Here is a 23,696-nt window from a genome sequence, read left to right on the forward strand (position 1 = left end):
GGCGTAAATCACTGGTTACGAGTGGTCGCAGGGCAAGACGGAGCGTCCGGGTTGAGGAGGAATTACGAGTGATGTCGTCTCGTATCGCGGACAGGGCGACCGGCAGGGCACCTGACGACAGCGGCTCGGTCGTCGTCCTGGACGGCCGCGGACTGATGGTCGCAGATGTCGTACGCATGGCCGAATCCACCGCAAAGCCCGTTCCTGGGACGGACGGCATGAAGCGTGTGGAGGCTTCCTGGGACGCGGCGCGGGAGATCGCTTCCTGGGGTCGCGTCTACGGCCGCTCCACCGGCGTGGGCGCCAACCGGAATGAGTCCGTGCCGACCGAGGCGGCCTCCGACCACGGCCTGCGCCTGCTGCGCAGCCACGCCGGAGCCATCGGCGAGGAGCTGCCCGCGCGCCAGGTGCGCGCGATGCTCGCGGTCCGCGCCAACCAGCTCCTCGCGGGCGGCGCGGGCCTGCGCCCGACCGTCGTCACGGCGCTCTGCGAGGCCCTGGAGACGGGCGCTTACCCGAAGGTCAACGAATTCGGCTCGGTCGGCACGGGCGACATCGCCGCGCTCGCGCAGATGGGCCTCGCCCTCGCGGGCGAGCACCCCTGGCAGGGCGCGGGCGCGGCCCCCGCCCCGCAGCCCCTCGACAACAACGACGCCCTCGCCCTGATCAGCAGCAACGCCCTCACGCTTGGCCAGTCCGCGCTCGCCCTGCACGAGCTGCGCGGGCTCGTCGCGGCCACGCAGGTGGTGGCGGCGCTGACCCTGATGGCGGTCGACGGTTCCTACGAGGCGTACGCGCTGCCCGTGCACGAGGCGCGGCGCCACGCGGGCTCGTACGCGGTCGCCGAACGGATGCGGCAGATCCTGGGCGCCCCCGATCGCCCCACGCCACCGCTCGGCCGGATCCAGGACCCGTACGGCCTGCGCTGCGTGCCGCAGATCCACGGCCCCGCGCACGACGCGGCGGACGCGCTCGAGGACGTCCTGACGGTCGAGATCAACGCGGCCGCCGAGAACCCGCTGATCTCGGCGGAGGATATGGCGGCGTACCACCACGGCGGCTTCTACATGGCTCAACTCGCCCTGTCGCTCGACCACTTCAGGCTCGCGGTGACGCAGGCGGCGCGCCTGTCGACCTCACGCCTCTCGACCCTGAACGAACCGGGCTTCACCCGCCTGCGCCCGTTCCTCGCGGACGGCGAACCGGCGTCGTCCGGCGTGATGATCCTGGAGTACGCGGCCGGCGCGGCCCTCGGCGACCTGCGGGCCTTCTCCGCCCCCGCGTCCCTCGGCCACGCGGTGCTCTCCCGCGGCGTGGAGGAACAGGCCAGCTTCGCCTCGCTCGCGGCGCGGCAGACGCTGCGGGCGTGCGAGGCGTACCGCCTGGTGGTCGGCTGTGAACTGGTCGCGGCAGTAAGGGCGTTGAGGCAGCGGGACATGCGGCTCGACCCGGAGCTGCCCGTCGGGCGGGCCTTCGCGCTCGCGGACTCGGTGCTCGACGCGGAGCTGGCCGACCGGCCGTTGACGGATGATGTGACGGCGGCGGCCGGGCTGCTCGACCGGTTCACCGAGCTGTGGCTGGACCTCGGGTCCGTGGGCGGAACGGCCTTTGAGAGTCAGGGTGTTGTGAGGGGAACGGTATGAGTGACAGTCCTGCGGCACGGCTGCAAGTGCTCTTCGAGGGGCACCGCCTCACGCCCACGCAGCGGCGCATCGCGCACTGCATGGTGCGGCGGGCGGCGGACGTCCCCTTCCTCTCCAGCGTCGAACTGGCGGAGCTCGCCGGGGTGAGCCAGCCATCGGTGACCCGTTTCGCGGTGGCGCTCGGCTTCGACGGCTATCCGGCGCTGCGGCGCCACCTGCGGGAGCTCGCGCCCGCGGAGGCGGCGGGCGAGGCCTCCCTCAACGAGTACCAGCAGGCGGTCGAGGCGGAGATCGCGAACCTCCGGCACCTGGCGGAGGTGCTCGCCGACCCGGCGCCGGTGGAGCGCGCGGGGCGGATCCTCGCCTCCTCGCGCCCGCTGCCCGTCCTCGGCCTGCGGGCCGCCGCGTCCCAGGCGTACGGCTTCTCGTACTTCGCGGCGAAGGTCCACCCCGACGTACGCCTCCTCGACGCGGGCGGCACGATGCTGGCCGACCGGATCGACGCGGCGGTACGGGCCGGGGCCTCGGCCCTCCTCTGCTTCGCGCTGCCCCGCCACCCGCGGGAGGTGGTGGACGCGCTGGCCTACGCGCAGGGGGCGGGCCTCTCGGTGGTGACGGTGGCCGACTCGGCGTTCGCCCCCGTGGCCGCGCACTCCGACCTCCTGCTCCCGGCAGCGGTCGGAACGGGCCTCGCCTTCGACACGGCGTGCGCGCCGATGCTCCTTGGCCGGGTGCTCCTGGAAGCCATGTGCGACGGGCTTCCGGACGCGCAGGCACGCCTTGAGGAGTTCGACGCGGGGGCGGCGGCACGGGGGTTGTTCGTGGAGTGAGGCGGCGGCCCCGGCCACCCTAGGAGTTCCGAGGTACCCCCGGGCCGAGCCGGGCGGCATGGTCGTGTCATGCCGCCAACGAGGCGGCGGACAACGGGGGAGAGAACATGCGAACGATGAAGATGGTGCTGGTCGGCGTCGGTTCGGCGGCGCTGCTCGCCACAGGCGGGACGATGACGGCGGGCGCCGCGTCCGGGGACGTGGAGGCCAAGGCGGCGTGGAGCTGCACCAAGGGGGCCGTCTGCTTCTACACGGGATCGAACGGCAACGGCACGAAGTACGAGCGCCACGCGGACAGCAACAGCACCTTCAAGAACCTCAACTCGGCCCGGAACAACGGCTACACCAGCGAGACCTACGACCACGCCAGGGTCAAGTGGAACTACCCGGGCAGCGCGTCCAAGTGGGGCTGCCTCTCCCCGGGCGAGCGGTGGGAGAACAAGAAGACCTTCACCGTCACCGCCGTCCGCTGGGTGAAGAGCTGCTGAGCCCCGCGTCCAGGTCGTAGCACCAAGTCTCCGGGGCTCGGCGGAACCTGCCGCCGGGCCCCGGAGCCATGCCTCTCACCGTCCCCTCAGATTCCCCCGCTAACCTCCTGCGCCACAGCAGCGGCAGACGGCCAGGGAGAGTGACGTGGGGCGCGGAGGGCAAGGGCTTGGCAGGGTTTCCGTGGTGGTGCGGGCGGGGGCCCTGCCGCTGTGGTGGGCCGGGGTTGTCGCCGCGGGTGTGGGGGTGCTGCCGGGCGGGCTCACCGGGCGGCGTATCGGTGTACTGACCGGGGCCGCCCTGTTCATCCTGGTGGCCGCCGCCGTCACGTACAGCCGCAGGAAGCGCTTGACCGCCCTCACCGGCGAGGCCACCCGCGCCGCCAAGCAGGACATCCTCCAGGACCGCGCCGTCACCGTACGCAACTGGCGCCGCGCCCACCGGTGGTGGCTCGTCGCCGGGTTCCTCGCCGCCCTGGGGAGCTCCTTCGTGATTCCCGCCGCCGGCGGAATGGCCATGGCCGGAGCGGGAGCCGGGCTCTGGGGCAAGGCCGCCTGGCTCGGGCGGCGCGAGCGGGAGCTCGACGCGCTCCTGTGGGTGCGCGTCGACTGGCTCAGCCGTCGTGCCGGAGCTCCCGCGGGCAAGGGCGTGAAGGGGTATCGGTCCACCGGCCTCTTGGCGGGGGACGCCGCCCCGGGCGGCGCCCGTCGCCGCCCGCAGCGCGTGAGCGCCTGATCGGCCCTCCCGAGGCCAGCAGCCCTCCCGTCAGGCCTCGCCCTGCGTCTTCATCACCACCTTGTTGACCACCCACAGGACGATGCCGATGGCCACGAGCACCCCTGCCCGGATGTAGACCTCCGCGGGCCGGTCCGCCAGGGGGCTCGCCAGGACCAGGGCGGTGATCGCGCCGAGCACGGGCAGCACCGTCGGCGTACGGAAGTGCTCGTGGTCCACGCGGTCCTTGCGCAGGACCAGGACCGAGATGTTGACCACCGCGAACACGCACAGGAGCAGGAACGCCGTCGTGTCGCCGAGGCCCTCGATCTCGCCCGTCGACACCAGGCCGATGGCCAGGACCGAGACGAAGACGATGCCCACCACCGGTGTGCGGCGGCTGGGCAGGACCCGGCCCATCGCGCGCGGCAGGATGCGCTCGTTGGCCATGCCGTAGCAGAGCCGCGAGGCCATCATGATGTTGATCAGCGCCGAGTTGGTGACCGCGAACAGGGCGATCAGCGCGAAGAGTTTGTGCGGGAAGTCGATGCCGCCCGCCTTCACGACCTCGAGGAGCGGGCCGCTCGATCCCTCAAGCACCTTGTAGTCCACGAGCAGGGACGACACCAGTGCCACCAGGACGTAGATCGTGCCCGTCACCGCGACCCCGATGAAGATCGCCCGCGGGAACGTGCGCGCCGGGTCCTTCGTCTCCTCGGCCATGTTCACCGAGTCCTCGAAGCCGACGAACGCGAAGAAGCCGAGCGCGGTCGCGCCGAGCACGCCCGTCATCAGGGCGTAGGCCGTGCCGCCGCCCCCGGCCTCGAAGTCCGTCAGGCGGGACGGTTCACCGTCCCCGCTCAGGACCGCGTACGCGCCGATGGCGAGGATGATGGCCAGGCCCGTCAGCTCGACGAGCGTGAGGACCACGTTCGTCTTCACCGACTCGGCCACGCCCCGCAGGTTCAGCGCCGCGAGCGCGAGGATGAACAGGATCGCGACGAGCGTCGGCGGGAGCGCGTTGCTCGTCAGCTCCCCGAGGTAGTCGCCGCTGAAGGCGCGGGCCGCGGCGCTCGCCGACGACAGGCCCGAGCACATCACCATGAAGGCGATGATGAAGGTGAGGAACGGGACCTTGAAGGCCTTCTGCGTGTAGAGGGCGGCGCCCGCCGCCTTCGGATACTTCCCGACCAGCTCGACGTACGACGCCGCCGTCAGGATCGCCACGACGAAGCCGATCGCGAACGGCAGCCACAGCGCGCCGCCGACCTTGCCCGCGACCTTGCCGGTGGTGGCGTAGATGCCGGTGCCGAGGATGTCGCCGATGACGAAGAGGATCAGGAGCTTGGGGCCGATCGCTCGCTTCAGACCGGGTTCTTCCGCGGGTGGTGGGGTGGTGGTGGGCGTGTCGGACGTCGTCACAGGATCATCTCCCCCGAGGGTGTGCCTGGAGGGATCATCTGCCCCGGAAGGGCAGTGGCAATGCGGGAGTTGAGGAACCTCAGAGGAACTTCAGGGCCAGGCCCGGAGCGCACTCAGAGCTCGCGCAGTGCGTCCCGCCGCTCGCCCCCCGACTCGGCGACGATCTCCTCCAGGGTCTGCGGCTCCCGCACGGTGGCGAAGGTGACCGGCTCGGACGTGCCCGCCGCGAAGCCGTAGATCCCCGGCCTGGCAAGGCTGTTGTACGAGTAGTGGTGCGCGAAGTAGTACGCGCCCGTGTCGAGGACCGCCGCGTAGTCGCCCTGTTCGAGCAGCGGCAGCGGGCGGTTCTCGGCGAGCAGGTCGCCCGCGAAACAGGCCGGGCCCGCGATGTCCTGGCCGACGGGCGGTCCGCTCTTGGGGCGGCCCTTCGCGTCGAAGGCGGCGATCCGCAGCGGCCAGGACGCGGGCGCGTACACCGTGCGCGCCGCCACCTGGACGCCCGCGTGGGTCACCGCGATGGGCCGGGTGCCCGCCGACTTGGCGTACTCGACGCGGGCCAGGATCGTGCCGTGCTTGGCGAGCAGCGAGCGGCCGAACTCGGTGACCAGGCCGTACCGCCCGTCGAGCAGGCCGGGGACGCGGGACTTCAGGCGGCGCGCGTACTGCGCGTGCGTCGGGCTCTCCTCGTCCGAGCCGAAGTTGACGGGCAGGCCGCCGCCGATGTCGATGGTGTCGATCTGCTGCCGGCCGGCCCGTTCGTTGATCTCCTCGGCCAGTTCGTACGTCGCCGACACACCCCGCACCATCAGCTCCAGCGGCATGCCCTGCGACCCGGAGTGGGCGTGCAGGCGCGTCAGCCAGGGGCGGTCCAGGTAAGCCTGGACGATCCACTCGCGGGCGCCCTCGTCGCGCAGCGCGACGCCGAACTTGGAGGTCGCCGTCGCGGTGGACAGGGCGCCGATGGAGCCGCCGCCGATCTGCGGGTTCACGCGCAGGCCGATGGGGGAGCGGGTGGGCGCCGAGCGGGTCATCGCGTCGATGCGGGCGAGCTCCTGCGGGTTGTCCGCGTTCACGGCGATGCCGAGCGCGAGGGCCTCGCGCAGCTCGGCCGGGGTCTTCGCGGGCGAGTCGAGGACGGTGTGCGTGGGCGGCACACCGGCGGCCCGCGCGAGGGCGAGCTCTCCGGGGCTCGCCACCTCGGCGCCGATGCCCGCGTCGCGCAGCAGCCGCAGGACCGGGACCAGGGGCGAGGCCTTCACCGCGAAGGCGTGCAGGACGGGCGTGCCGGGGGGTGTGACCGCCTCGAAGGCGGCGCGCAGGGCCGCGGCGGACGCGCGGATGCCGGTGACGTCCAGGAGGCCGACGATGGGGGACGCGGGGTCCAGGAGGCCCTGCTCGACGGCGGCGCGGACGGCCTGGTCGCGCCGGGCCGCGGGTTCCGCCGCCGACGCGGCGGCTGCGTCTGCCGGGGGAGCCTCCGGTGGATCCACCGCCGTAAGGCGTCGTGTGGCGGCTTCCGGGTCCGTGCCCGCCTGGGATGCCGCCTCGGATGCGTGTGCGGTCTCCGCGCCCTGATCGCTCATACGTTCCAGCCAATCATCCGTGACGCGCTCCCGCTGCCCCGTCAACGTATTGACTAGCTCTATTCAACGTCGCAGGATGTGAATAACAAGGTCACAGCAGAGCAGCGCAACTGATCTTCACCAGCAGAGCGTCACGCTAGGAGGCATCGCCATGTCAGGACCCCGCCCCGTACGGGCACCGCGCGGTACGGAACTGAGCGCCCTGGGATGGCAGCAGGAAGCCGCCCTGCGCATGCTCCAGAACAACCTCGACCCCGAGGTCGCCGAGCACCCCGACAAGCTCGTCGTCTACGGCGGCACGGGCAAGGCGGCCCGCGACTGGCGCTCCTTCGACGCGATGGTGCGCACGCTCAAGACCCTCAAGCAGGACGAGACGATGCTCGTCCAGTCCGGCCGTCCCGTCGGCGTGATGCAGACCCACGAGTGGGCCCCGCGCGTCCTGATCGCCAACTCGAACCTCGTGGGCGACTGGGCGAACTGGGAGGAGTTCCGGCGCCTGGAGCAGCTCGGCCTCACCATGTACGGCCAGATGACCGCCGGTTCGTGGATCTACATCGGCACGCAGGGCATCCTCCAGGGCACGTACGAGACGTTCGCCGCCGTCGCCGCGAAGAAGTTCAACGGGACCCTGGCGGGCACGATCACCCTCACCGCCGGGCTCGGCGGCATGGGCGGCGCCCAGCCGCTGGCCGTCACGATGAACGACGGCGTCGCCATCTGTATCGACGTCGACCCGCGCGCCATCGAGCGCCGCATCGAGCACAAGTACCTGGACGTGAAGGCCGATTCCCTGGAGCACGCGCTCCAGCTGGCCGTCGAGGCGCGCGACGCCCGCCGTCCGCTCTCCATCGGCCTGCTCGGCAACGCGGCGGAGCTGCTTCCGCGGATGCTGGCCGAGGGCGCTCCGATCGACATCGTCACGGACCAGACCTCGGCCCACGACCCGCTGGCGTACCTCCCCGTCGGCGTCGACTTCGACGACATGGCGGCGTCCGCGGCGAAGGACCCGGCGGGCTTCACCACCCGCGCGCGCGAGTCGATGGCCCAGCACGTCGAGGCCATGGTCGGCTTCATGGACGCGGGCGCCGAGGTCTTCGACTACGGCAACTCGATCCGCGGCGAGGCTCAACTCGCGGGCTACGACCGTGCGTTCGCCTTCCCCGGCTTCGTCCCCGCCTACATTCGCCCCCTGTTCTGCGAGGGCAAGGGCCCGTTCCGCTGGGCCGCGCTCTCCGGCGAGGCGTCGGACATCCACAAGACGGACAAGGCGCTCCTGGACCTCTTCCCGGAGGCTGAGTCCATTCAAAACGCGTCCCTGCACCGCTGGATCAAGATGGCGGGGGAGCGGGTCCACTTCCAGGGCCTCCCGGCGCGCATCTGCTGGCTCGGCCAGGGCGAGCGCGACAAGGCGGGCGACATGTTCAACGACATGGTCGGCAACGGCACCCTCGCCGCCCCGCTCGCGATCGGCCGCGACCACCTCGACTGCGGCTCGGTGGCCTCCCCGTACCGCGAGACCGAGGCCATGCTCGACGGCTCCGACGCGATCGCCGACTGGCCGCTCCTGAACGCCATGGTGAACGTGGCGTCCGGCGCCTCCTGGGTCTCCATCCACCACGGCGGCGGCGTCGGCATGGGCCGCTCCATCCACGCGGGCCAGGTCTCGGTCGCCGACGGCACGAAGCTCGCGGGCGAGAAGATCCGCCGCGTGCTCACCAACGACCCCGGGATGGGCGTCATCCGGCACGTGGACGCGGGCTACGACATCGCGGAGTCGGTGGCGGACGAGAAGGGCGTACGGATCCCGATGCGCGAGGACGGCACCGCGTGAGCGACACGTTCCACGCCATGTGGCGCTCGCTGCGGCCCATCGGCCGCAGCGACGCCTCCGGCGGCTACCGCCGCTCCGCATGGACCGGCGCCGACGCCGAATGCCGCCTGTGGTTCCAGGCGCAGGCCGAGGCGCGCGGCCTCGACCACGAGGTCGACCGCAACGGCAACCAGTGGGCCTGGCTCGGCGACCCGTCCCGGGGCGACGCGGTCGTCACCGGCTCCCACCTGGACTCCGTCCCGGACGGCGGCGCCTTCGACGGTCCGCTCGGGGTGGTCTCCGCCTTCGCGGCGCTCGACGAACTCCGCGCACGGAAGGTGGCATTCCGCCGTCCCCTCGCCATCACCAACTTCGGCGACGAGGAGGGTGCCCGCTTCGGTCTTGCCTGCGTGGGCTCGCGCCTGACCGCGGGCAAGCTCACGCGCGAGAAGGCGTACGAGCTGACCGACGCGGACGGGATCACGCTGCCGCAGGCGATGGAGGCGGCGGGGTACGACCCCGCGGCCATCGGCCCCGACCCCGAACGCCTCGCCCGCATCGGCGCGTTCGTCGAGCTCCACGTGGAACAGGGCCGGGCCCTGGACCTCTCCGGCGACCCCGTGGGCATCGCGTCCGCGATCTGGCCGCACGGCCGCTGGCGCTTCGACTTCAGGGGCGAGGCCAACCACGCGGGCACCACCCGCCTGGTGGACCGCCGCGACCCGATGCTGACGTACGCGGAGACGGTCCTCGCGGCCCGCAGGGAGGCCGAACTGGCGGGCGCGGTGGCGACCTTCGGCAAGATCTCCGTCGAGCCGAACGGCGTCAACGCCATCCCGTCCCTGGTCAGGGGCTGGCTGGATTCGCGGGCTGCCGACCAGTCCACCCTCGACACGGTCGTGACGGGGATCGAGAAGGCGGCCCGCGAGTACGCGGACCGGCACGGCATCGACCTGGATGTCGTACGCGAGTCCTTCACGCCGGTGGTCGAGTTCGAGCACGCCCTGCGCGACGAGCTCGGCGCGATCCTGGGAGGGGAGCGGGCGATCCCCGTCCTCGGCACGGGCGCCGGACACGACGCGGGCATTTTGTCCGAATCGATCCCCACCGCCATGCTGTTCGTACGGAACCCCACGGGCATCTCGCACTCCCCGGCCGAGTTCGCCGCCGAGGACGACTGCCTGACCGGGGTGACCGCACTGGCCGACGTACTGGAAGGGCTGGCGTGCAGGTGACGACTCAGACGTACTGGCTGGAGCAGGCCTGGCTCGACCCGACGGTGGAGCCGGGCGTGGCGGTGGAGGTCACGGGCGACCGGATCACGGCGGTCCGCAGGGGCGTCGACGCGCCGCCGCCCGGCGCGACGGTCTTGCGCGGCCTGACGCTCCCTGGCCTCGCGAACGCCCATTCGCACGCCTTCCACCGGGCGCTGCGCGGCACGGTCCAGGTGGGCTCCGGCACGTTCTGGACGTGGCGCGAGGTCATGTACTCGGTGGCGGACCGCCTGACGCCGGAGACATACCACGCGCTGGCCAGGGCGGTGTACGCGGAGATGGCCCTGGCGGGCATCACCACGGTCGGCGAGTTCCACTACCTGCACCACGGGCCGGGCGGCGTCGCCTACTCCGACCCGAACGCGATGGGCGAGGCGCTGATCCAGGCGGCGGCGGACGCGGGCATCCGCATCACGCTCCTGGACACCGCGTACGTGGCGTCCGGGCTCCTGACGGAATCACGGGGCGAACCCCCGAACCGCCACCAGCTGCGCTTCTCCGACGGCACGACGGAGGCGTGGGCGCAGCGCGCGTCGGCGCTCAAGGACCGTGCCCACGCACGCATCGGTGCGGCGATCCACTCCGTACGGGCAGTACCGGCACGGCAGTTGGGAGTGGTGGCGGAATGGGCCTCGGCCCGCCTGGCCCCCCTCCACGTGCACCTCTCCGAACAGACGGCGGAGAACGAGGCGTGCCAGGCGGTCCACGGCCGCACCCCCACCCGCCTCCTGGCGGACCACGGGGTGCTCGGCCCCCGCACGACGGGCGTGCACAACACGCACCTCACGGACGAGGACATCGCGCTCCTCGGCCGCACGACGACGGGCACGTGCATGTGCCCCACGACGGAGCGCGACCTGGCGGACGGCATCGGCCCCGCGGTACGCCTGCAACGCGCGGGCAGCCCGCTCTCCCTGGGCAGTGACAGCCACGCGGTGATCGACATCCTCGAAGAGGCGCGGGCCATGGAGCTGAACGAGCGCCTGCGCTCGCACACGCGGGGCCACTGGACGGCGGCGGCGCTCCTGCGGGCGGCGACGGCCGAGGGGCATGCGGCGCTCGGCTGGTCGGATGCGGGCGTGATCGAGACGGGCGCGCTCGCCGACTTCGCCACGATCGCGCTCGACTCGGTCCGCACGGCGGGCCCGCTGCCGCGCCTGGCGGCGGAGACGGCGGTGTTCGCCGCGTCCGCCGCGGATGTGCGCCATACCGTGGCCGGGGGCCGTCATGTCGTACGGGACGGTGTCCACACCCTGGTCGACGACGTGCCGGGGGCGCTGGCGGAGGCGGTGTCGGCGCTGCGAGATTGATCCTTTCCCCAACCCCGCCCCTTCCCGAAAACTCGCTGGGCGCGAGGGCCTTGCTTGCCGCCATCACCGGCTTCGCCGAGTTCGTCCTCAAACGCCGGACGGGCTGGAAATCCAGCCCGTCCGGCGTTTGAGGACATCTTGTACGGGGTCTGGGGCGGAGCCCCAGGTAGGCCCGGGGCGCAGGCACGGTTTTCGGGAAGGGGCGGGGTTGGGGAAAAAACCCGTCCAAACCTCACCCCCCCCGGGAGCCAGCCATGCCCACCACCCTCATCACCAACATCGCCAGCCTCGTGACGAACGACCCCTCGCAGGGGGACGGCACCCCCCTCGGCCTCCTCACGGACGCAGCCGTCGTCCTGGACGGCGAAACTATCGCCTGGGTAGGCCCCGCCGCCAAGGCCCCCGCGGCGGACACCACCCACGACGCCCAGAACCGCGCCGCCATCCCCGGCTTCGTCGACTCCCACTCCCACCTCGTCTTCGCGGGCGACCGCACCCAGGAGTTCAACGCCCGCATGTCGGGCCGCGCGTACTCCGCCGGAGGCATCCGCACGACGGTGGCGGCGACCCGAGCAGCCACGGACGCCGAGCTGGAGGCGAACCTCACGCACTACCTGGCGGAGGCCCTACGCCAGGGCACGACGACGTTCGAGACGAAGTCGGGCTACGGCCTCAACACGCAGGACGAGGCCCGCGCACTGAAGATCGCGGCCCGCCACACGGACGAAGTCACGTTCATGGGCGCCCACATCGTCTCCCCGGACTACGCGGAGGACCCGGCCGCGTACGTCGAACTCGTCACCGGCGAGATGCTGGAGGCCTGCGCCCCGCACGCCCGCTGGATCGACGTCTTCTGCGAGAAGGGCGCCTTCGACGGCGACCAGGCCCGCGCGATCCTGACCGCCGGCAAGGCGAAGGGCCTGCACCCCCGCATCCACGCCAACCAGCTCTCCTACGGCCCCGGCGTCCAGCTCGCCGTGGAACTGGACGCGGCAAGCGCAGACCACTGCACGCACCTCACGGACGCGGACGTGGACGCCCTGGCGAACAGCGACACGGTGGCGACGCTCCTCCCGGGCGCCGAGTTCTCCACCCGGGCCGAGTGGCCGGACGCCCGCCGCATCCTGGACGCGGGCGCGACGGTGGCCCTGTCCACGGACTGCAACCCGGGCTCGTCCTTCACGTCCTCGGTCCCCTTCTGCATCGCCCTCGCGGTACGGGACATGGGCATGACCCCGGACGAGGCGATCTGGTCCGCCACGGCGGGCGGCGCGGCGGCCCTGCGCCGCACGGACATCGGAGTCGTACGCGAAGGCGCCCGCGCCGACCTCGCACTCCTCGACGCCCCGAGCCATGTCCACCTGGCCTACCGGCCGGGCGTTCCGCTGGTCGGCGAGGTGTGGCAGCGGGGCACCCGCACCAGCTGACGTGCAGGGCTCACAGGCCGGTGGGCCCTTCGAGGGCCTGCAACGTCCCCGCGGGCAGCCGGTCGTTGCCCCAGCTGCGCTCGATGTAGCCGATGATCCGCGCGACGTCCTCGGCGGGCACCCGCTCCGGTTCGCCGTGCTCAAGAGGGTCGGCGTGGAAGATGTAGAGCCGCGAGGCGAACTGGTCGAACGGCAGGGAGGCCTCGCCGAACCGCTCGCCGTTGCCCGCGGTGGAGACGACGACGCCGTCGCCCCAGTCCTGGCCGCTGTCGTTGTTCGGGTTGAAGAAATACACCCGCATGACGTCCTGCGGATCCGGCGCGGTCCGCAGGATCGTGATCGCGTGCCAGCCGACGTAGCGGGCCGCGCTGTCGGTGACGGCGACGCCGGCCGGCTGCGGATGGATCAGCGGCTGCTCGCCGTTGTAGAACGGGTGGTAGCTGGTGTGGAACTGCCGCAGGAACTCGTCGAGGCCGACCAGGTTGCCGGTCGCGACATCGACGTTGATGTGGAACCCACGGGCCGCCCACCAGCCGTGGAACTCGGGGTTGATCCACCGGTGCGGGTCCCCCGGCCGCGCGGCGCAGCGCCGCCCCATCTCGGCGTAGATCCGGTCCAGGTGGGGCACCACGAGCAGCGACACGGGGTCCAGGTCCATCGGCAGCGTGCTCGCGACTCCGGTCGCGCTGTCCTTCGACGAGATCGGCTGACCCTCGAAGTGCATGAGGATCTCGTCGTCGCGGGCCGCCCAGACCACCATTTGCAGCAGGTAGTCCGGGTCGTTGTACGACCACATCGAAAGGGCGCGGGCCGACTGGCAGGTGGGGTTGTCGCCCTGGCCGACGCCAAGCGGCTGGCCCAGCACCGAGAGCACCCCCGCGACCAGCCGCGCCCGTGGCCCCGGCACTTCGCCGAAGACCGCCGTCAGCCGCTCCCGCGCGACCGGGGAGAGCTCGAGCGACAGCTGGCGCCACAGAGCGGGCACCACCGGCGGCTCGTAGAGGATGCCGCGGTCGAGCAGCAGCGCGAGGCCGTAGATGCTCTGCGCGGTCTGCGGGTGCACGGCCACCTCGATCAGCCGGTGCACCAGTTGGCTGTAGCGCAGCAGGCAGTTCCGGCCGGTGTCGGAGAGACCGAGCGCCTCACCGACGAGGTAGTCGCTCTCGCGCAGCAGGAACCGGAGCAGTTCCGCGTGGTACGGCGACACCAGGCCGGTGTCGTGCATCGCCCGCGCGAACCCCGTCGCCTCGTACTGCAGGCCGCCGGTGTCCATCGCCTCGAGCCGGGAGCGGAAGACGTCGATGCCCGGGTCGTCCCGGCACGCCTCGGTGGTCCCGAACAGGCTCGTGATGAGCCGGTCTATGCCCTGTCCCGACGACACGCCGAGAGCGACGTCCGGGTCGTCGCGGTAGACCGCGATCCGGGTGATCAGGGACTGCACCGTCTCGACCTGGATCGGACGCTGGCGCAGGATCCGCCAGATCTCGTCGACCAGGTTGTCCAGGACGCTGTCGTAACCGATCTCGTCGGCGAGGTGGCGGAACAGGTCCCGGACGAGCTGTGCGGTGCGGCCCTGCTGGATGCGTTCGGCCTCGCTGGGCGCGCCGAACAGCAGCTCCAGGTTGGTTGCCAGTACCTGGGAGAGGAACTGGCGGGCGTCCTCAGAGGTCAGTGTCGGGTGCGCGAAGTCGCCGCGGGCGACAGCGAGCATCCGCAGCTCGCTGGCCGCCTCCATGACGACGGTGTCCGCGTTCGTGCTGTGCAGGCTCGGGCCGACCAGCGCCGGGACGAGGATCTCCGGTGACGCCCAGTCCGTCTCGTGGAAGAGCCCGGCTTCCTCAAGGGCCTGTGCCCTGGCCTGGACCGCTGCGGCGCCGCCCGGCTGCATGAGCACCCGCCGCAGTGCTTCCAGGACCCGCCGCAGCTTCGTGTGCTTGCCGAACTCGCGGGTTTCGGCCATGGCCTGGATGGCGTCGTCGAGCGAGGCCACGCGCTTGTCCAGCGTCGTGGCCCCACTGTTGACGTCGACGGTCGGTTTCAAAGCGTTTCCCTCGGGTTGGCCTCCTGCGTCCACAAGGCCGTCAGACGTAGAAGTCGAGCTCTTCCTGCTTCTTCAACAGGTCGCGCATCCGGTAAGGGTCATCACCGAAGAAGTACACCAGACCCCAGTGGGTGCCGAACGCGGTCCTCTTGGTGACAGTCTCCTCGAGTGGGGTCGAAAGGTCGTGCGACTCGTAGTAGTCGTCGTCCTCGGTCTCCTCCGGGATCTCCAGGTCGCTGACGACGCGGCGGCGCGGATACACACCGAAGCAGCCTGCGATCCCGGACGCGTCGACGACCTCGCGCGGGAAGAAGGCGTCTATCTCCTCCTCGGTCGTCTTCGGGTCGAAGGCCAGCACAAGACCCTGGTACGCATTGAACCCGTATGCCCGTTCCAGCAGCTCGAACACCTTGAAGCCCGGCGGCCGGTAGGCGACCTCGCCGAAGTACATCTCGCCGTCACTGGTGACGAAATACTCCGGGTGCACGAAGCCGAATTCGATGTCGAACGTCTTGATGAGCTTCTCGATCTGCGCAGTGATCTGCGGGCGGTACCGCTCCAGTTCGGGGGTCGCCGGCACGAACACCGAATATCCCAGCGTGACGTATTCGGAGATGTTGAGGAACTTGATCTTCCCGTTGTGCACCCACGCCTCGACCGCGAACTCCCAGCCGTCGAGATGGGATTCCATGAGAAACGGGAACTCCTCGTCCGGAATCGTGTCGACCTCGTCCGGGGTGCGGATGACGCGGTGCCCGAGACATCCCGCCTTGTCGAACGCCTTGAGATGGATCGGGTCGTTCGGGTCGCCGTCCAGCTTGAGCAGGGTCTGATTGACGCGCTTGAGGAAGCGGGTCACGTCGTCCCGGTCGTGGGCCTCCTCGAAGATTCCGACCCGGATGCCGCCGAGTTGCGCGCGGCGCTTCATCAGCGCCTTGTCCCGCAGCAGCATGGCCTGACCGTACAGACGCGGGTTGTCGAGCAGAACGGAGTTGATCGCCCCGGCCCATTCGACGGTTTCCTCGTACAGCGGGATCGCGACGTCGACACCCTCGCTCTGAAGGGTTTCGGCGATCTCCATGGAGCGGTCGTTGAGCCGTTCGAAATTCCACGGCACGAAGGGGATGTCGTGCTCGACGCAGTACTCCTCTGCCCACTCCGGCGCCACGACGACGTATCTCCGGTCGAACCGGTCGAGGGCTTCCACCGCGTTGAGACTCCAGCCGAGAAGCGCTACATAGCCTTTGTCAGGGTTCTTGGTGGCCGGTTCGCCCTTTGTCATAGACCGTTTCTCCTTCGGCGCTCGCGCGCATCGACGGCGTGGCTGGTACGACCACCGCTGCCCGGCGAACTGCCGCGCAAACAAAGCCCGGTGCGATCCTGGCCCCATGAAGACCATCGGCCTCATCGGCGGCATGAGCTGGGAGTCCAGCGCCGAGTACTACCGGCTGCTCAACGAACTCGTACGCGAGCGCCTGGGCGGCCTGCACTCCGCCCGCTGCGTGCTGTACTCCGTCGACTTCGCCGAGATCGAGCAGCTCCAGGTCGCGGGGGAGTGGGAGCAGGCGGGCGAGGTGCTCGCGCGGGCGGCCAAGGGGGTGGAGGCTGCGGGCGCCGATCTCGTGCTCATCTGCACCAACACCATGCACAAGGTCGCTGAACAGGTCCAGGAGGCTCTCTCCGTGCCTCTCCTGCACCTCGCGGACGCGACAGCCGACGCGGTGCTGCGCGGCGGCCTGCGGCGCGTGGGGCTGCTCGGCACCGCGTTCACCATGGAGCAGGACTTCTACCGGGAGCGGCTCGCCGCGCGGGGCCTCGAGGTGCTGGTGCCGGACGCGGAAGGGCGCGCGCTCGTGCACCGCGTGATCTACGAGGAGTTGTGCCTCGGGGAGGTGCATGCGCGGTCCCGTGTCGGGTACCAGAACGTCATCGCCGATCTCGTACGTGAAGGAGCCGAGGGCGTGATCCTCGGGTGCACCGAGATCGAGCTCCTGATCGGGCAGGAGCACAGCCCGGTGCCGGTCTTCCCGACGACAAGGCTGCACGCGGAGGCGGCGGTGGCGGCGGCGCTGTAGAGGACCTTGAGAACAGAACCAGAACCAGAACGAGAGCCCCCGGGGCCACCAACAAAACAACCCACCCGTCTACCCCAGGACGCGGGGCAAACGGGTGGGTGGGTGGGAGTGATCCGTCGCGAAGCGGCGGTCCAGGAACCCGTAAAAACGCCGAGCGGCGAGAACCCTCACTCGTCGACAGTCAATCCCTTGCGCAACTTGACCAGAGTCCGCGACAGCAGTCGCGACACATGCATCTGCGAGATGCCGAGCTCATCGCCTATCTCCGACTGCGTCATGTTGGCGACGAAGCGGAGCGAGAGGATCTTCCGGTCACGCGACGGGAGTTCGGCGATCAGCGGCTTCAACGACTCGACGTACTCGATGCCTTCGAGTCCGTGGTCCTCGTAGCCGATCCGGTCCGCGAGCGCACCCTCGGAGTCGTCCTCCTCGGGCTGGGCGTCCAGCGAGCTCGCCGTGTAGGCGTTGGACGCCGCCATGCCTTCGACGACCTCGTCGTTGGAGATGCCCAGGCGCTCGGCGAGCTCGCCCACCGTGGGGGCGCGATCGAATTGCTGGGCGAGTTCGTCGCCCGCCTTGGCGAGGTCCAGTCGGAGTTCCTGAAGGCGGCGCGGGACGCGCACCGACCAACTCGTGTCGCGGAAGAAGCGCTTGATCTCGCCGACGATGGTCGGCATCGCGAAGGTGGGGAACTCGACGCCGCGGCTGAGCTCGAAGCGGTCGATCGCCTTGATCAGGCCGATGGTGCCGACCTGGATGATGTCCTCCATCGGCTCGCTGCGGGAGCGGAACCGGGAGGCGGCGAACTTGACCAGGGCGAGGTTGAGTTCGACGAGGGTGTTGCGCACGTACGCGTACTCGTGCGTGCCTTCCTCGAGCGACTCGAGGCGTTCGAAGAGGGTCTTGGAAAGAGCCCTCGCATCCAGCGGTCCCACCTCGTCGAACGGCGGGATCTCAGGCAGGTCGGCGAGCCCCTCAAGGGCTTCCGCCTCCGGTACGGCCGTCAGGGCCGGGACGTTGTCCGGCGTGGCTTCCGTGCGGGGACCCGGGATCTCGGTCTCGATACGGTTCGGTGAGAGTGTCGACGTCGCTCGGTCAGTGCGCGATTCGTCGAGCCGGGGTGACATGGTGTCCTCCATCGTTCTCGGCATATGGCTGCCGATGCCAATACGTGCACTGCGGTGTGCGGCGCCTCCAAAGCCGTCCGTGTTGATTGCTGTCTCTTCTACCCCTACCCGTTTCCACAGCCCGGTCGCAAGTGCGTTCTGAGACGAAATGTCCGATTCCGGGGGGATGTTCGGGTACCCGAGCGCGTGTGGAAGGCGTAATGTTCAGGGGCGTCATCAACAGCCACGACGGTCGGAAGTGAGTGACGGAATGGACCGCGGGACAGTCGGTAGCGCGCAGGGTGGCCGGCTTCTGGTCGAAGTCCGGGCCGAGGGCCCGAGCGTCGTCGTGACCCCGGCAGGTGAGTTGGATCACCACACGGCCGATGTGTTGCGTGAACCACTCGAGGCCTGCCTCGACGACGGCTTCTCGCGGCTCGTCGTCGACTGTTCGCGCCTGGAGTTCATGGATTCCACCGGACTCAATGTCCTGCTGGGGGCTCGGCTCAAGGCCGAGGCCGCGGGGGGCGGAGTGCATCTGGCCGCGATGCAGCCGGTGGTGGCCCGAGTCTTCGAGATCACTGGAGCCGAGGCGGTCTTCACTGTCCACGACACGCTCGAAGCGGCGCTGACCGACTGATCGGGCGGCCCGCTGACGGAGCGTACTCAAGAGTTACGCGCCAGTTGTCTCTATGTGATCACCGCGTTACCAGCGTCACATGGGTTGCGTCGAATAAGTGGGTGTTCTCACGGTTCGGCCGGGCAGGAGACACCCTGGATACGTCGACAGCGGTCCACGCATCAATCGTTGCCAAATCAACAGCAGGAACGGCCGAGCAGCCGATGATCCTCTTGGAGTCCCGCTACTTGTCCAGTTCCTTGTCCAGAGTCCTCTTGTCGGTGAGGTGAAGCGCTGATGAGCACCACCCGGCCTTGCTCGCCGGGCGACCGCGGTCCGGAGTACGAGACCGTCGTCGCGGACGCTCCCGTGGACCAGGCCGCTCCGGCGGCCACGGGTCGTCAGGGGCGCCAGGTCCGCAGGCTGAGCCTGAACGGAGCGAGCGGCATCGTGCCGCTCGCCCGTGACTTCGCCCGCCAGGCGCTGCAGGCGTGGGGCTGGCTGCCCGCGGCGGGCGCCGATCAGCGGGCGGCCGCGGAGGACGTCCTCCTTGTCGTGTCCGAGCTGGTGACCAACGCGTGCCTGCACGCCGAGGGCCCCGACGAGCTCTGGCTCTCCTCCGACAGCAAGGTGCTGCGGATAGAGGTCTCCGACCGTGGCGCAGGCCAGCCCGCCCCCCGCACCCCGCACCGTGCCGGCCGGCCCGGCGGACACGGGATGTTCATCGTCCAGCGGCTCTGCCTGGACTGGGGAGTCGTCCGTACCCCGGGGGTCTCGGGCAAGACGGTGTGGGCAGAGCTGAGCGCGCCCGTGTAGGGCCCGCTCAGTTCCCCCTTGGGTTACCCACGGTTCGTATGCGCGCCGGATCACTGAGATCCGGCGCGTTCTTTGTCTTCCCTCGGCAAGGCCCCGGGCGTACCTTGAGCGCCCAATCTGATGTGCCGTCAGTAAATCCGCACCGCGGCACGCCACGACCGGCATGAGGGGAACTCGAGGTGTCGTACCAGAAACGAACGGCTGTGCTCGCGCTCGCCACGGCCTTGGCCGGCTCGGCGGTGCTGATGGCCGCCCCCGCCGCGCAGGCCGAGGTCCAGGACGTCAACTACCAGTGCAAGACGCCCATCGGGAACAAGGGCGCGGTCTCGCCGATCGATATCAAGAGCGTCAAGAGCGGCAGCGGCTACAAACTCACCATGTCCTTCCAGAAGGGCGTCTCCTCCAGCCCCGTGGAGCTGGGCAAGGGCGCGATGAAGCCGAGCGCGCTCATCAAGCTGGGCGGCGCGGAGAGCGGCACGGTGCCGGTCTCCGGAGCGCCCAACGACAAGGCGATCCCCGCCAACACCCCCATCAAGATCAGTGACCTGTCGGGGACGTACACGCCGAAGAAGAGCGGCAAGGTCACCTTCACCGCCGGTGTCCTGACGATCAAGGCGCTCGGCACGACGACGACGTGCACGCCGTCCAACAGCCCCAAGCCCTCGCTCTCGCTCGACGTGAAGGGCTCGGGCGGCGGCGGAACCACGGGAGGCTCCGGCGGATCGAGCGACGACAGCGGCTCCGGCGACTCGGCCAGCGCGCCCTCCGGCGGCGACGAGCTCCCGCAGACCGGACCCGCGGACTCCGCGATCGCGCTCGGCACCCTCGGCGGCACGGTGCTGCTCGCGGGCGCGGCGGGCGCGCTCTGGCTGACCCGCAGGAACCAGGCGGCACGGTCGCGCTAGTCGCGGTGCGCGGCGTCGCAGGGACGCGGTGACCGCGCGCGTCCCTGCCCGACCTCCGCGTACGACGCGTACAAAGCGTACGAAGATCCAGGAGCCGCCGATGCCGTCGCTGCTGTCCGTTGCACGTGCCCTCACCGTGGCCGTGGCCTTACTGGTGACGGGCGCGGCGCCGGCGACCTCGGCGTGCGCCGACGACTCGGGAGCGTGGTCCGTCGCGCCCTCCGCGGGAGGAGGGACGCGGCCCGCGAAGGACGGGCGGCCCTACTTCTACGTGGAGGGCACGCCCGGCTCCGTCCTCGAGGACACGGTGACGGTCACCAATCCGGGGTCGAAGCCGCGCACGGTGGAGCTGAGCGGCGCGGACGCGGACAACACCCGGGGCGGCGCGTACTCCCTCAAGCGCAGCAAACCGAAGGACACCGGCTCCTGGATCACCTTCGCCGAGCGCAAGGTGAAGGTGCCGCCGCGCACCCGCGCCGAGGTGCCGTTCAGCGTGGGCATCCCCGAGGGCGCCGTGCCGGGCGACCACCCAGGGGCGATCGTCGCGCGGGAGGGCGGCCGTGACGCGGGGGTCCGCGTACATCTGCGGGTGAGCGGGCCCACGCTGTCCGCGCTGACGGTCGAGCGCGTCAAGGCCGAGGGCGAGCGCATCTCGTACGACGTCGTCAACCGCGGCAACACGGTCCTGACCCCCCGGCTCACGGTCCACGCGGAGGGCGTCTTCGGCCCGCTGCTGGACCGGGGCTCCCGCACGCTTCCGGTGGAGCTGCTCCCCGGCCGCAGGGTGACCCTGACGGAACCGTGGACCGACGCCCCCGCCCTTGACTCCGTCGAGGTCACCCTCACGGTGAAGGCATCGGGCGGAGCCCACGACAAGGCGACCGCATCGGCCCGCTTCGTGCCGTGGGGTGCGGTGGCGGGGGTGGGGGCCGGGGTGCTGGGGCTCGCGGCGGCGGGGGTGTGGTTCGTGCGCAGACGCGGGGGCTCCGGGGACCCACCACGGGACGAACCTGAACAGGGCGGTACGGAGCTGGAGTTGGCGGGAGCGGGCACGGGAAGGGGCGAGCAACTGTGAACGGCACCCGACGAGGCGGAAAGACATCCATGGCCGCGGCCGCCGTGCTGGCGGTGCTTGCCTTCCTGCTGCTCCCGGCGGGTCAGGCCACCGCCGCCGAGAAGCCGACCGTCACCCTCTCCAAGGCCGAGGCCGGCAAGGGGGGCGACATCACCGTCAAGGGCAAGGGCTGGCGGCCTAACGCCCTCCTGATGATGCTCGTCTGCGGCCAGGCCACCCCGGCCGGGGGCGTACCCGGCGGCACGAACTCCTGCGCCAACGACACCGGCCGCGCCGTCACCACGGACGGCAAGGGCGCCTTCAGCAAGAAGCTCCCCGTGGCGGAGCCGCCCAAGCCCTGCCCCTGCGTGGTCCACGTGGCGACGGTCACGGGGGACAAGGCCCAGGCGGACGCCTCCTTCAAGGTCGCGGGCCACCCCGTGGAGCCCCTGCCGAAGCAGGAGGGCGGCGGAAGGCTCTCTGTCCTCACCGACACCGAGCTCGAGGGTTCGAGCGGCGTACTGACCTGGTTCGGCGCCCCGCCGTCCCGCAAGTTCGTCTTCACCGTGGGCAACGTCGGCTCGTCCCCCGTGAAGGACCCCGTCTTCCAAGTGGGCACCTCCCACGGCGTGTTCGCCCCGCAGTTCGAGGAACAGCAGTGGCGCGGCACCATCGCGCCCGGCAAGAAGGCCCAGATCAAGCTCCCGGTCGAGCTCTCGGCCGGAGCGCACGGCAACTACCTCGTCTCCCTGAAGTTCGGCGGCAAGGTGCTCGCCGAGCAGCCCTGGGGCGTCGGCCGCCCCTGGGGCGTCACCGTCTTCTGGGTCCTGCTCTGCGTCGTCGTGCCGGCCGCCGTCTTCCGCATCGGCATGGCGGTGGTGGACAAGCTCCGCCCGAACCGCCGCCGAGGGGGACGAGGCTCGCGCCCCGCGGGACGTCACCGCACCGGCAGGATCGCCGAACTCACCGACCGGCTGCCGAAGTTGAGGCTGCCCCAGGGGGCGGTCGCGGCGGACGACGCGGCCCGTACGCCACGTACGAGTCCGCCTCGTGCGTCCGCCAAAGACGCAGCCACGAACACGGGCACCCTCCCGTGGTTCACCCCTGACACAGACCCCGGCGCAGGGACCCCACCGGCCGGACAGCTCTCCGCACCGTCAGAGAACAGCCCGACGACGAAGGGAAACACGTGATCAGCACACGACGGAGAGCGGGCGCGGCCTCGGTCTCGCTCCTGCTGGGCGGGGCGGGCATCCTGCTGGGCGCGGGCCCCGCGCAGGCGGCCGGTGTGGCGTACAAGACGGAGTGCATACCGCCGTCGATCTCGGGGCTTCCGCCCGTGCAGGGCACCACGAAGGTGGAGATCACCGCGCCGGCGACCGCGAAGGTGGGCGACGAGGTCGAGGTCGTATGGAAGACGACGGAGGCCGCGTCCAAGAACCCGGACGTGCTCGACCTGGACAAGGACACGGTGAAGCCGAGCGGCACCATCAAGCTGGGCGGCGGCCAGACCGGTGACCTGGCGATGGCGGGCGAGCGGGTCAATCCGCCCATCAAGAAGAACAGCCCCATGATCCTGTCCGACATGAAGGGCAAGCTGAAGCTGACCAAGGCGGGCGACGTCACGCTCACCCCGGGCGCGTACAACATCAACGTCAGCAAGCCGATCTCGACCGACACCAAGTGCACGCCGAAGGAAGAGGTCAAGGCGGGCGCGACCATCAAGGTGACGGACGGCGGCGGCAGTTCGGGCGGCTCCACGTCGGGTGGCAGTACGTCGGGTGGCAGCACCTCGGGCGGTTCCACGTCCGGCGGCTCCACATCCGGCGGCAGCACCGGCGGAGACACCGGAGGCGGCTCCACCGGTGGCGGTGGCGACGACGGCGGCAAGACCGACTTCCCCGGCAAGGAAGTCCAGACCCCCTACAAGTGCAAGACGCCCATCGGTGACAAGGACGCCACGTCCCCCGTCCAGATCAACGCCAAGAAGGACGGCGGGAACTACGGCCTCACCGTCGAGTTCAAGAAGTCGGTCATGGACAGCCCCGCCGACATCCCCGCGGACTCGGTGAAGCCGTCGATGGAGGTCAAGCTGGGCGGCGCGGACAAGGGCACGGTGCACGTCGAGGGCCCCACCAACAAGGAGCCCATCAAGTCCGGCGACCCGATGACCATCCCTGACCTGACCGGCACCTACAAGCCGGGCGCCGACGGCAAGTCGACGCTCTCGCCGGGCGTCCTGACGGTCAAGGCACTGGGTACGACGACGACCTGCACCCCGTCCAAGGCCGAGGTCTCGCTGGAGATCGACACGGCGGCACAGCCGGGCGGCGCCGCCGGTGGCTCCGGCGACGGCTCTGCGGGCGGATCCGCAACCGGCGGTGGCTCCGCCGCGGGCGGTGGTGGCGACCTCGCCGAGACCGGCGCCGACGACAACGGCGCGTTGCGCGCGCTCGGGCTCGTCGCGGGCACGGTGATCCTGCTGGGCGGCGCGGTCTTCACGTTCCTCCCGCGGCGGAGGAACGGTCTGCGCTGAAGCCACCGCAAGGGGCGCGGGGCTGTGACATGTGTGGCTTGTTCT

General features: G+C 70.6%; 20 protein-coding genes. 15 read left to right on the forward strand and 5 right to left on the reverse strand.

Annotated features, from left to right (window positions below):
* The first annotated feature begins 71 nt into the window (after positions 1-71).
* The 4 genes from ABZ833_RS23190 to ABZ833_RS23205 all read left to right on the forward strand — a co-directional run bounded on the left by ABZ833_RS23190 (position 72) and on the right by ABZ833_RS23205 (position 3,694).
* A complete protein-coding gene (locus ABZ833_RS23190) occupies positions 72-1,643 on the forward strand; it encodes an aromatic amino acid ammonia-lyase (RefSeq protein WP_361049521.1) in 1,572 nt (523 codons plus the stop codon).
* The gene (locus tag ABZ833_RS23195) at positions 1,640-2,473 is read left to right on the forward strand and encodes a MurR/RpiR family transcriptional regulator (protein ID WP_361049523.1); all 834 of its coding nucleotides are present in this window, start codon (positions 1,640-1,642) and stop codon (positions 2,471-2,473) included. The genes ABZ833_RS23190 and ABZ833_RS23195 overlap by 4 nt, the downstream gene beginning before the upstream one ends.
* Positions 2,474-2,580: 107 nt before the next feature.
* A complete protein-coding gene (locus ABZ833_RS23200) occupies positions 2,581-2,961 on the forward strand; it encodes a peptidase inhibitor family I36 protein (RefSeq protein ID WP_361049525.1) in 381 nt (126 codons plus the stop codon).
* A 145-nt stretch (positions 2,962-3,106) separates the two neighbouring features.
* The gene (locus ABZ833_RS23205) at positions 3,107-3,694 is read left to right on the forward strand and encodes a hypothetical protein (RefSeq protein ID WP_361049527.1); all 588 of its coding nucleotides are present in this window, start codon (positions 3,107-3,109) and stop codon (positions 3,692-3,694) included.
* A gap of 30 nt (positions 3,695-3,724) precedes the next feature.
* On the opposite strand, the gene ABZ833_RS23210 is transcribed toward ABZ833_RS23205, so the two are convergent.
* Positions 3,725-5,095, reverse strand: coding sequence for an APC family permease (locus tag ABZ833_RS23210; RefSeq protein WP_361049529.1), 1,371 nt, complete (start codon positions 5,093-5,095; stop codon positions 3,725-3,727).
* 113 nt (positions 5,096-5,208) lie between these two features.
* Positions 5,209-6,678 (reverse strand): diaminopimelate decarboxylase, encoded by a 1,470-nt coding sequence (locus tag ABZ833_RS23215; RefSeq protein WP_361049531.1) that lies wholly within the window; start codon positions 6,676-6,678, stop codon positions 5,209-5,211.
* Between the two features lie 151 nt (positions 6,679-6,829).
* Between ABZ833_RS23215 and hutU the strand changes: the two genes are divergently transcribed.
* From hutU to hutI, 4 genes are all read left to right on the forward strand, one after another.
* Complete coding sequence (gene hutU, locus ABZ833_RS23220; RefSeq protein ID WP_361049533.1) at positions 6,830-8,509, forward strand: urocanate hydratase; 1,680 nt, start codon at positions 6,830-6,832, stop codon at positions 8,507-8,509.
* Between the two features lie 17 nt (positions 8,510-8,526).
* Positions 8,527-9,723, forward strand: a complete 1,197-nt coding sequence (locus ABZ833_RS23225) for an allantoate amidohydrolase (RefSeq protein WP_361049688.1) — start codon at positions 8,527-8,529, stop codon at positions 9,721-9,723.
* On the forward strand, positions 9,720-11,072 hold the full coding sequence (locus ABZ833_RS23230; RefSeq protein ID WP_361049535.1) for a formimidoylglutamate deiminase: 1,353 nt from the start codon (positions 9,720-9,722) through the stop codon (positions 11,070-11,072). Before ABZ833_RS23225 ends, ABZ833_RS23230 begins: the two co-directional genes overlap by 4 nt.
* A 254-nt stretch (positions 11,073-11,326) precedes the next feature.
* Positions 11,327-12,499, forward strand: coding sequence for an imidazolonepropionase (gene hutI / locus ABZ833_RS23235; RefSeq protein WP_361049537.1), 1,173 nt, complete (start codon positions 11,327-11,329; stop codon positions 12,497-12,499).
* 10 nt (positions 12,500-12,509) lie between these two features.
* On the opposite strand, the gene ABZ833_RS23240 is transcribed toward hutI, so the two are convergent.
* Positions 12,510-14,540: a hypothetical protein gene (locus ABZ833_RS23240; protein ID WP_361049539.1), complete on the reverse strand. Its 2,031-nt coding sequence runs from the start codon at positions 14,538-14,540 to the stop codon at positions 12,510-12,512.
* 40 nt (positions 14,541-14,580) lie between these two features.
* Positions 14,581-15,822 carry a carboxylate--amine ligase gene (locus tag ABZ833_RS23245; RefSeq protein ID WP_361049541.1) on the reverse strand — a complete coding sequence of 414 codons (1,242 nt, stop codon included), beginning with the start codon at positions 15,820-15,822 and terminating at the stop codon, positions 14,581-14,583.
* 106 nt (positions 15,823-15,928) lie between these two features.
* Between ABZ833_RS23245 and ABZ833_RS23250 the strand changes: the two genes are divergently transcribed.
* Complete coding sequence (locus ABZ833_RS23250) at positions 15,929-16,615, forward strand: aspartate/glutamate racemase family protein (protein WP_249589510.1); 687 nt, start codon at positions 15,929-15,931, stop codon at positions 16,613-16,615.
* Positions 16,616-16,782: 167 nt separating this feature from the next.
* Here the strand turns inward: ABZ833_RS23250 and ABZ833_RS23255 are convergent, their stop codons facing one another.
* Complete coding sequence (locus tag ABZ833_RS23255; protein ID WP_361049544.1) at positions 16,783-17,754, reverse strand: RNA polymerase sigma factor SigF; 972 nt, start codon at positions 17,752-17,754, stop codon at positions 16,783-16,785.
* 238 nt (positions 17,755-17,992) lie between these two features.
* Here ABZ833_RS23255 and ABZ833_RS23260 point away from each other — a divergent pair, with 238 nt between their 5' ends.
* From ABZ833_RS23260 to ABZ833_RS23285, 6 genes are all read left to right on the forward strand, one after another.
* A complete protein-coding gene (locus tag ABZ833_RS23260) occupies positions 17,993-18,361 on the forward strand; it encodes an STAS domain-containing protein (RefSeq protein ID WP_361049546.1) in 369 nt (122 codons plus the stop codon).
* Positions 18,362-18,637: 276 nt separating this feature from the next.
* On the forward strand, positions 18,638-19,156 hold the full coding sequence (locus tag ABZ833_RS23265; RefSeq protein ID WP_361049548.1) for an ATP-binding protein: 519 nt from the start codon (positions 18,638-18,640) through the stop codon (positions 19,154-19,156).
* 179 nt (positions 19,157-19,335) lie between these two features.
* Positions 19,336-20,061: an LPXTG cell wall anchor domain-containing protein gene (locus tag ABZ833_RS23270; protein ID WP_361049550.1), complete on the forward strand. Its 726-nt coding sequence runs from the start codon at positions 19,336-19,338 to the stop codon at positions 20,059-20,061.
* A gap of 100 nt (positions 20,062-20,161) precedes the next feature.
* Positions 20,162-21,136 carry a DUF916 domain-containing protein gene (locus tag ABZ833_RS23275; RefSeq protein ID WP_361049552.1) on the forward strand — a complete coding sequence of 325 codons (975 nt, stop codon included), beginning with the start codon at positions 20,162-20,164 and terminating at the stop codon, positions 21,134-21,136.
* A gap of 29 nt (positions 21,137-21,165) precedes the next feature.
* On the forward strand, positions 21,166-22,308 hold the full coding sequence (locus ABZ833_RS23280) for a hypothetical protein (RefSeq protein WP_361049554.1): 1,143 nt from the start codon (positions 21,166-21,168) through the stop codon (positions 22,306-22,308).
* Entirely contained in the window at positions 22,308-23,651 is a 1,344-nt protein-coding gene (locus ABZ833_RS23285; protein WP_361049690.1) for a hypothetical protein, read from the forward strand. Before ABZ833_RS23280 ends, ABZ833_RS23285 begins: the two co-directional genes overlap by 1 nt.
* Positions 23,652-23,696: the final 45 nt, after the last annotated feature.

The organism is Streptomyces sp. NPDC047525, assembly GCF_040643025.1.
GTDB lineage: Bacteria > Actinomycetota > Actinomycetes > Streptomycetales > Streptomycetaceae > Streptomyces > Streptomyces durmitorensis.

What these genes read in the sequence shown, in the direction of transcription:
- ABZ833_RS23190 (WP_361049521.1), top strand. Translation starts at nt 72, where the DNA reads ATGTCGTCTCGTATCGCGGACAGGGCGACCGGCAGGGCACCTGACGAC.
- ABZ833_RS23195 (WP_361049523.1), top strand. Translation starts at nt 1,640, where the DNA reads ATGAGTGACAGTCCTGCGGCACGGCTGCAAGTGCTCTTCGAGGGGCAC.
- ABZ833_RS23200 (WP_361049525.1), top strand. Translation starts at nt 2,581, where the DNA reads ATGCGAACGATGAAGATGGTGCTGGTCGGCGTCGGTTCGGCGGCGCTG.
- ABZ833_RS23215 (WP_361049531.1), bottom strand. Translation starts at nt 6,678, where the DNA reads ATGAGCGATCAGGGCGCGGAGACCGCACACGCATCCGAGGCGGCATCC.
- hutU (WP_361049533.1), top strand. Translation starts at nt 6,830, where the DNA reads ATGTCAGGACCCCGCCCCGTACGGGCACCGCGCGGTACGGAACTGAGC.
- ABZ833_RS23225 (WP_361049688.1), top strand. Translation starts at nt 8,527, where the DNA reads ATGTGGCGCTCGCTGCGGCCCATCGGCCGCAGCGACGCCTCCGGCGGC.
- hutI (WP_361049537.1), top strand. Translation starts at nt 11,327, where the DNA reads ATGCCCACCACCCTCATCACCAACATCGCCAGCCTCGTGACGAACGAC.
- ABZ833_RS23245 (WP_361049541.1), bottom strand. Translation starts at nt 15,822, where the DNA reads ATGACAAAGGGCGAACCGGCCACCAAGAACCCTGACAAAGGCTATGTA.
- ABZ833_RS23250 (WP_249589510.1), top strand. Translation starts at nt 15,929, where the DNA reads ATGAAGACCATCGGCCTCATCGGCGGCATGAGCTGGGAGTCCAGCGCC.
- ABZ833_RS23255 (WP_361049544.1), bottom strand. Translation starts at nt 17,754, where the DNA reads ATGGAGGACACCATGTCACCCCGGCTCGACGAATCGCGCACTGACCGA.
- ABZ833_RS23260 (WP_361049546.1), top strand. Translation starts at nt 17,993, where the DNA reads ATGGACCGCGGGACAGTCGGTAGCGCGCAGGGTGGCCGGCTTCTGGTC.
- ABZ833_RS23265 (WP_361049548.1), top strand. Translation starts at nt 18,638, where the DNA reads ATGAGCACCACCCGGCCTTGCTCGCCGGGCGACCGCGGTCCGGAGTAC.
- ABZ833_RS23275 (WP_361049552.1), top strand. Translation starts at nt 20,162, where the DNA reads ATGCCGTCGCTGCTGTCCGTTGCACGTGCCCTCACCGTGGCCGTGGCC.
- ABZ833_RS23280 (WP_361049554.1), top strand. Translation starts at nt 21,166, where the DNA reads ATGGCCGCGGCCGCCGTGCTGGCGGTGCTTGCCTTCCTGCTGCTCCCG.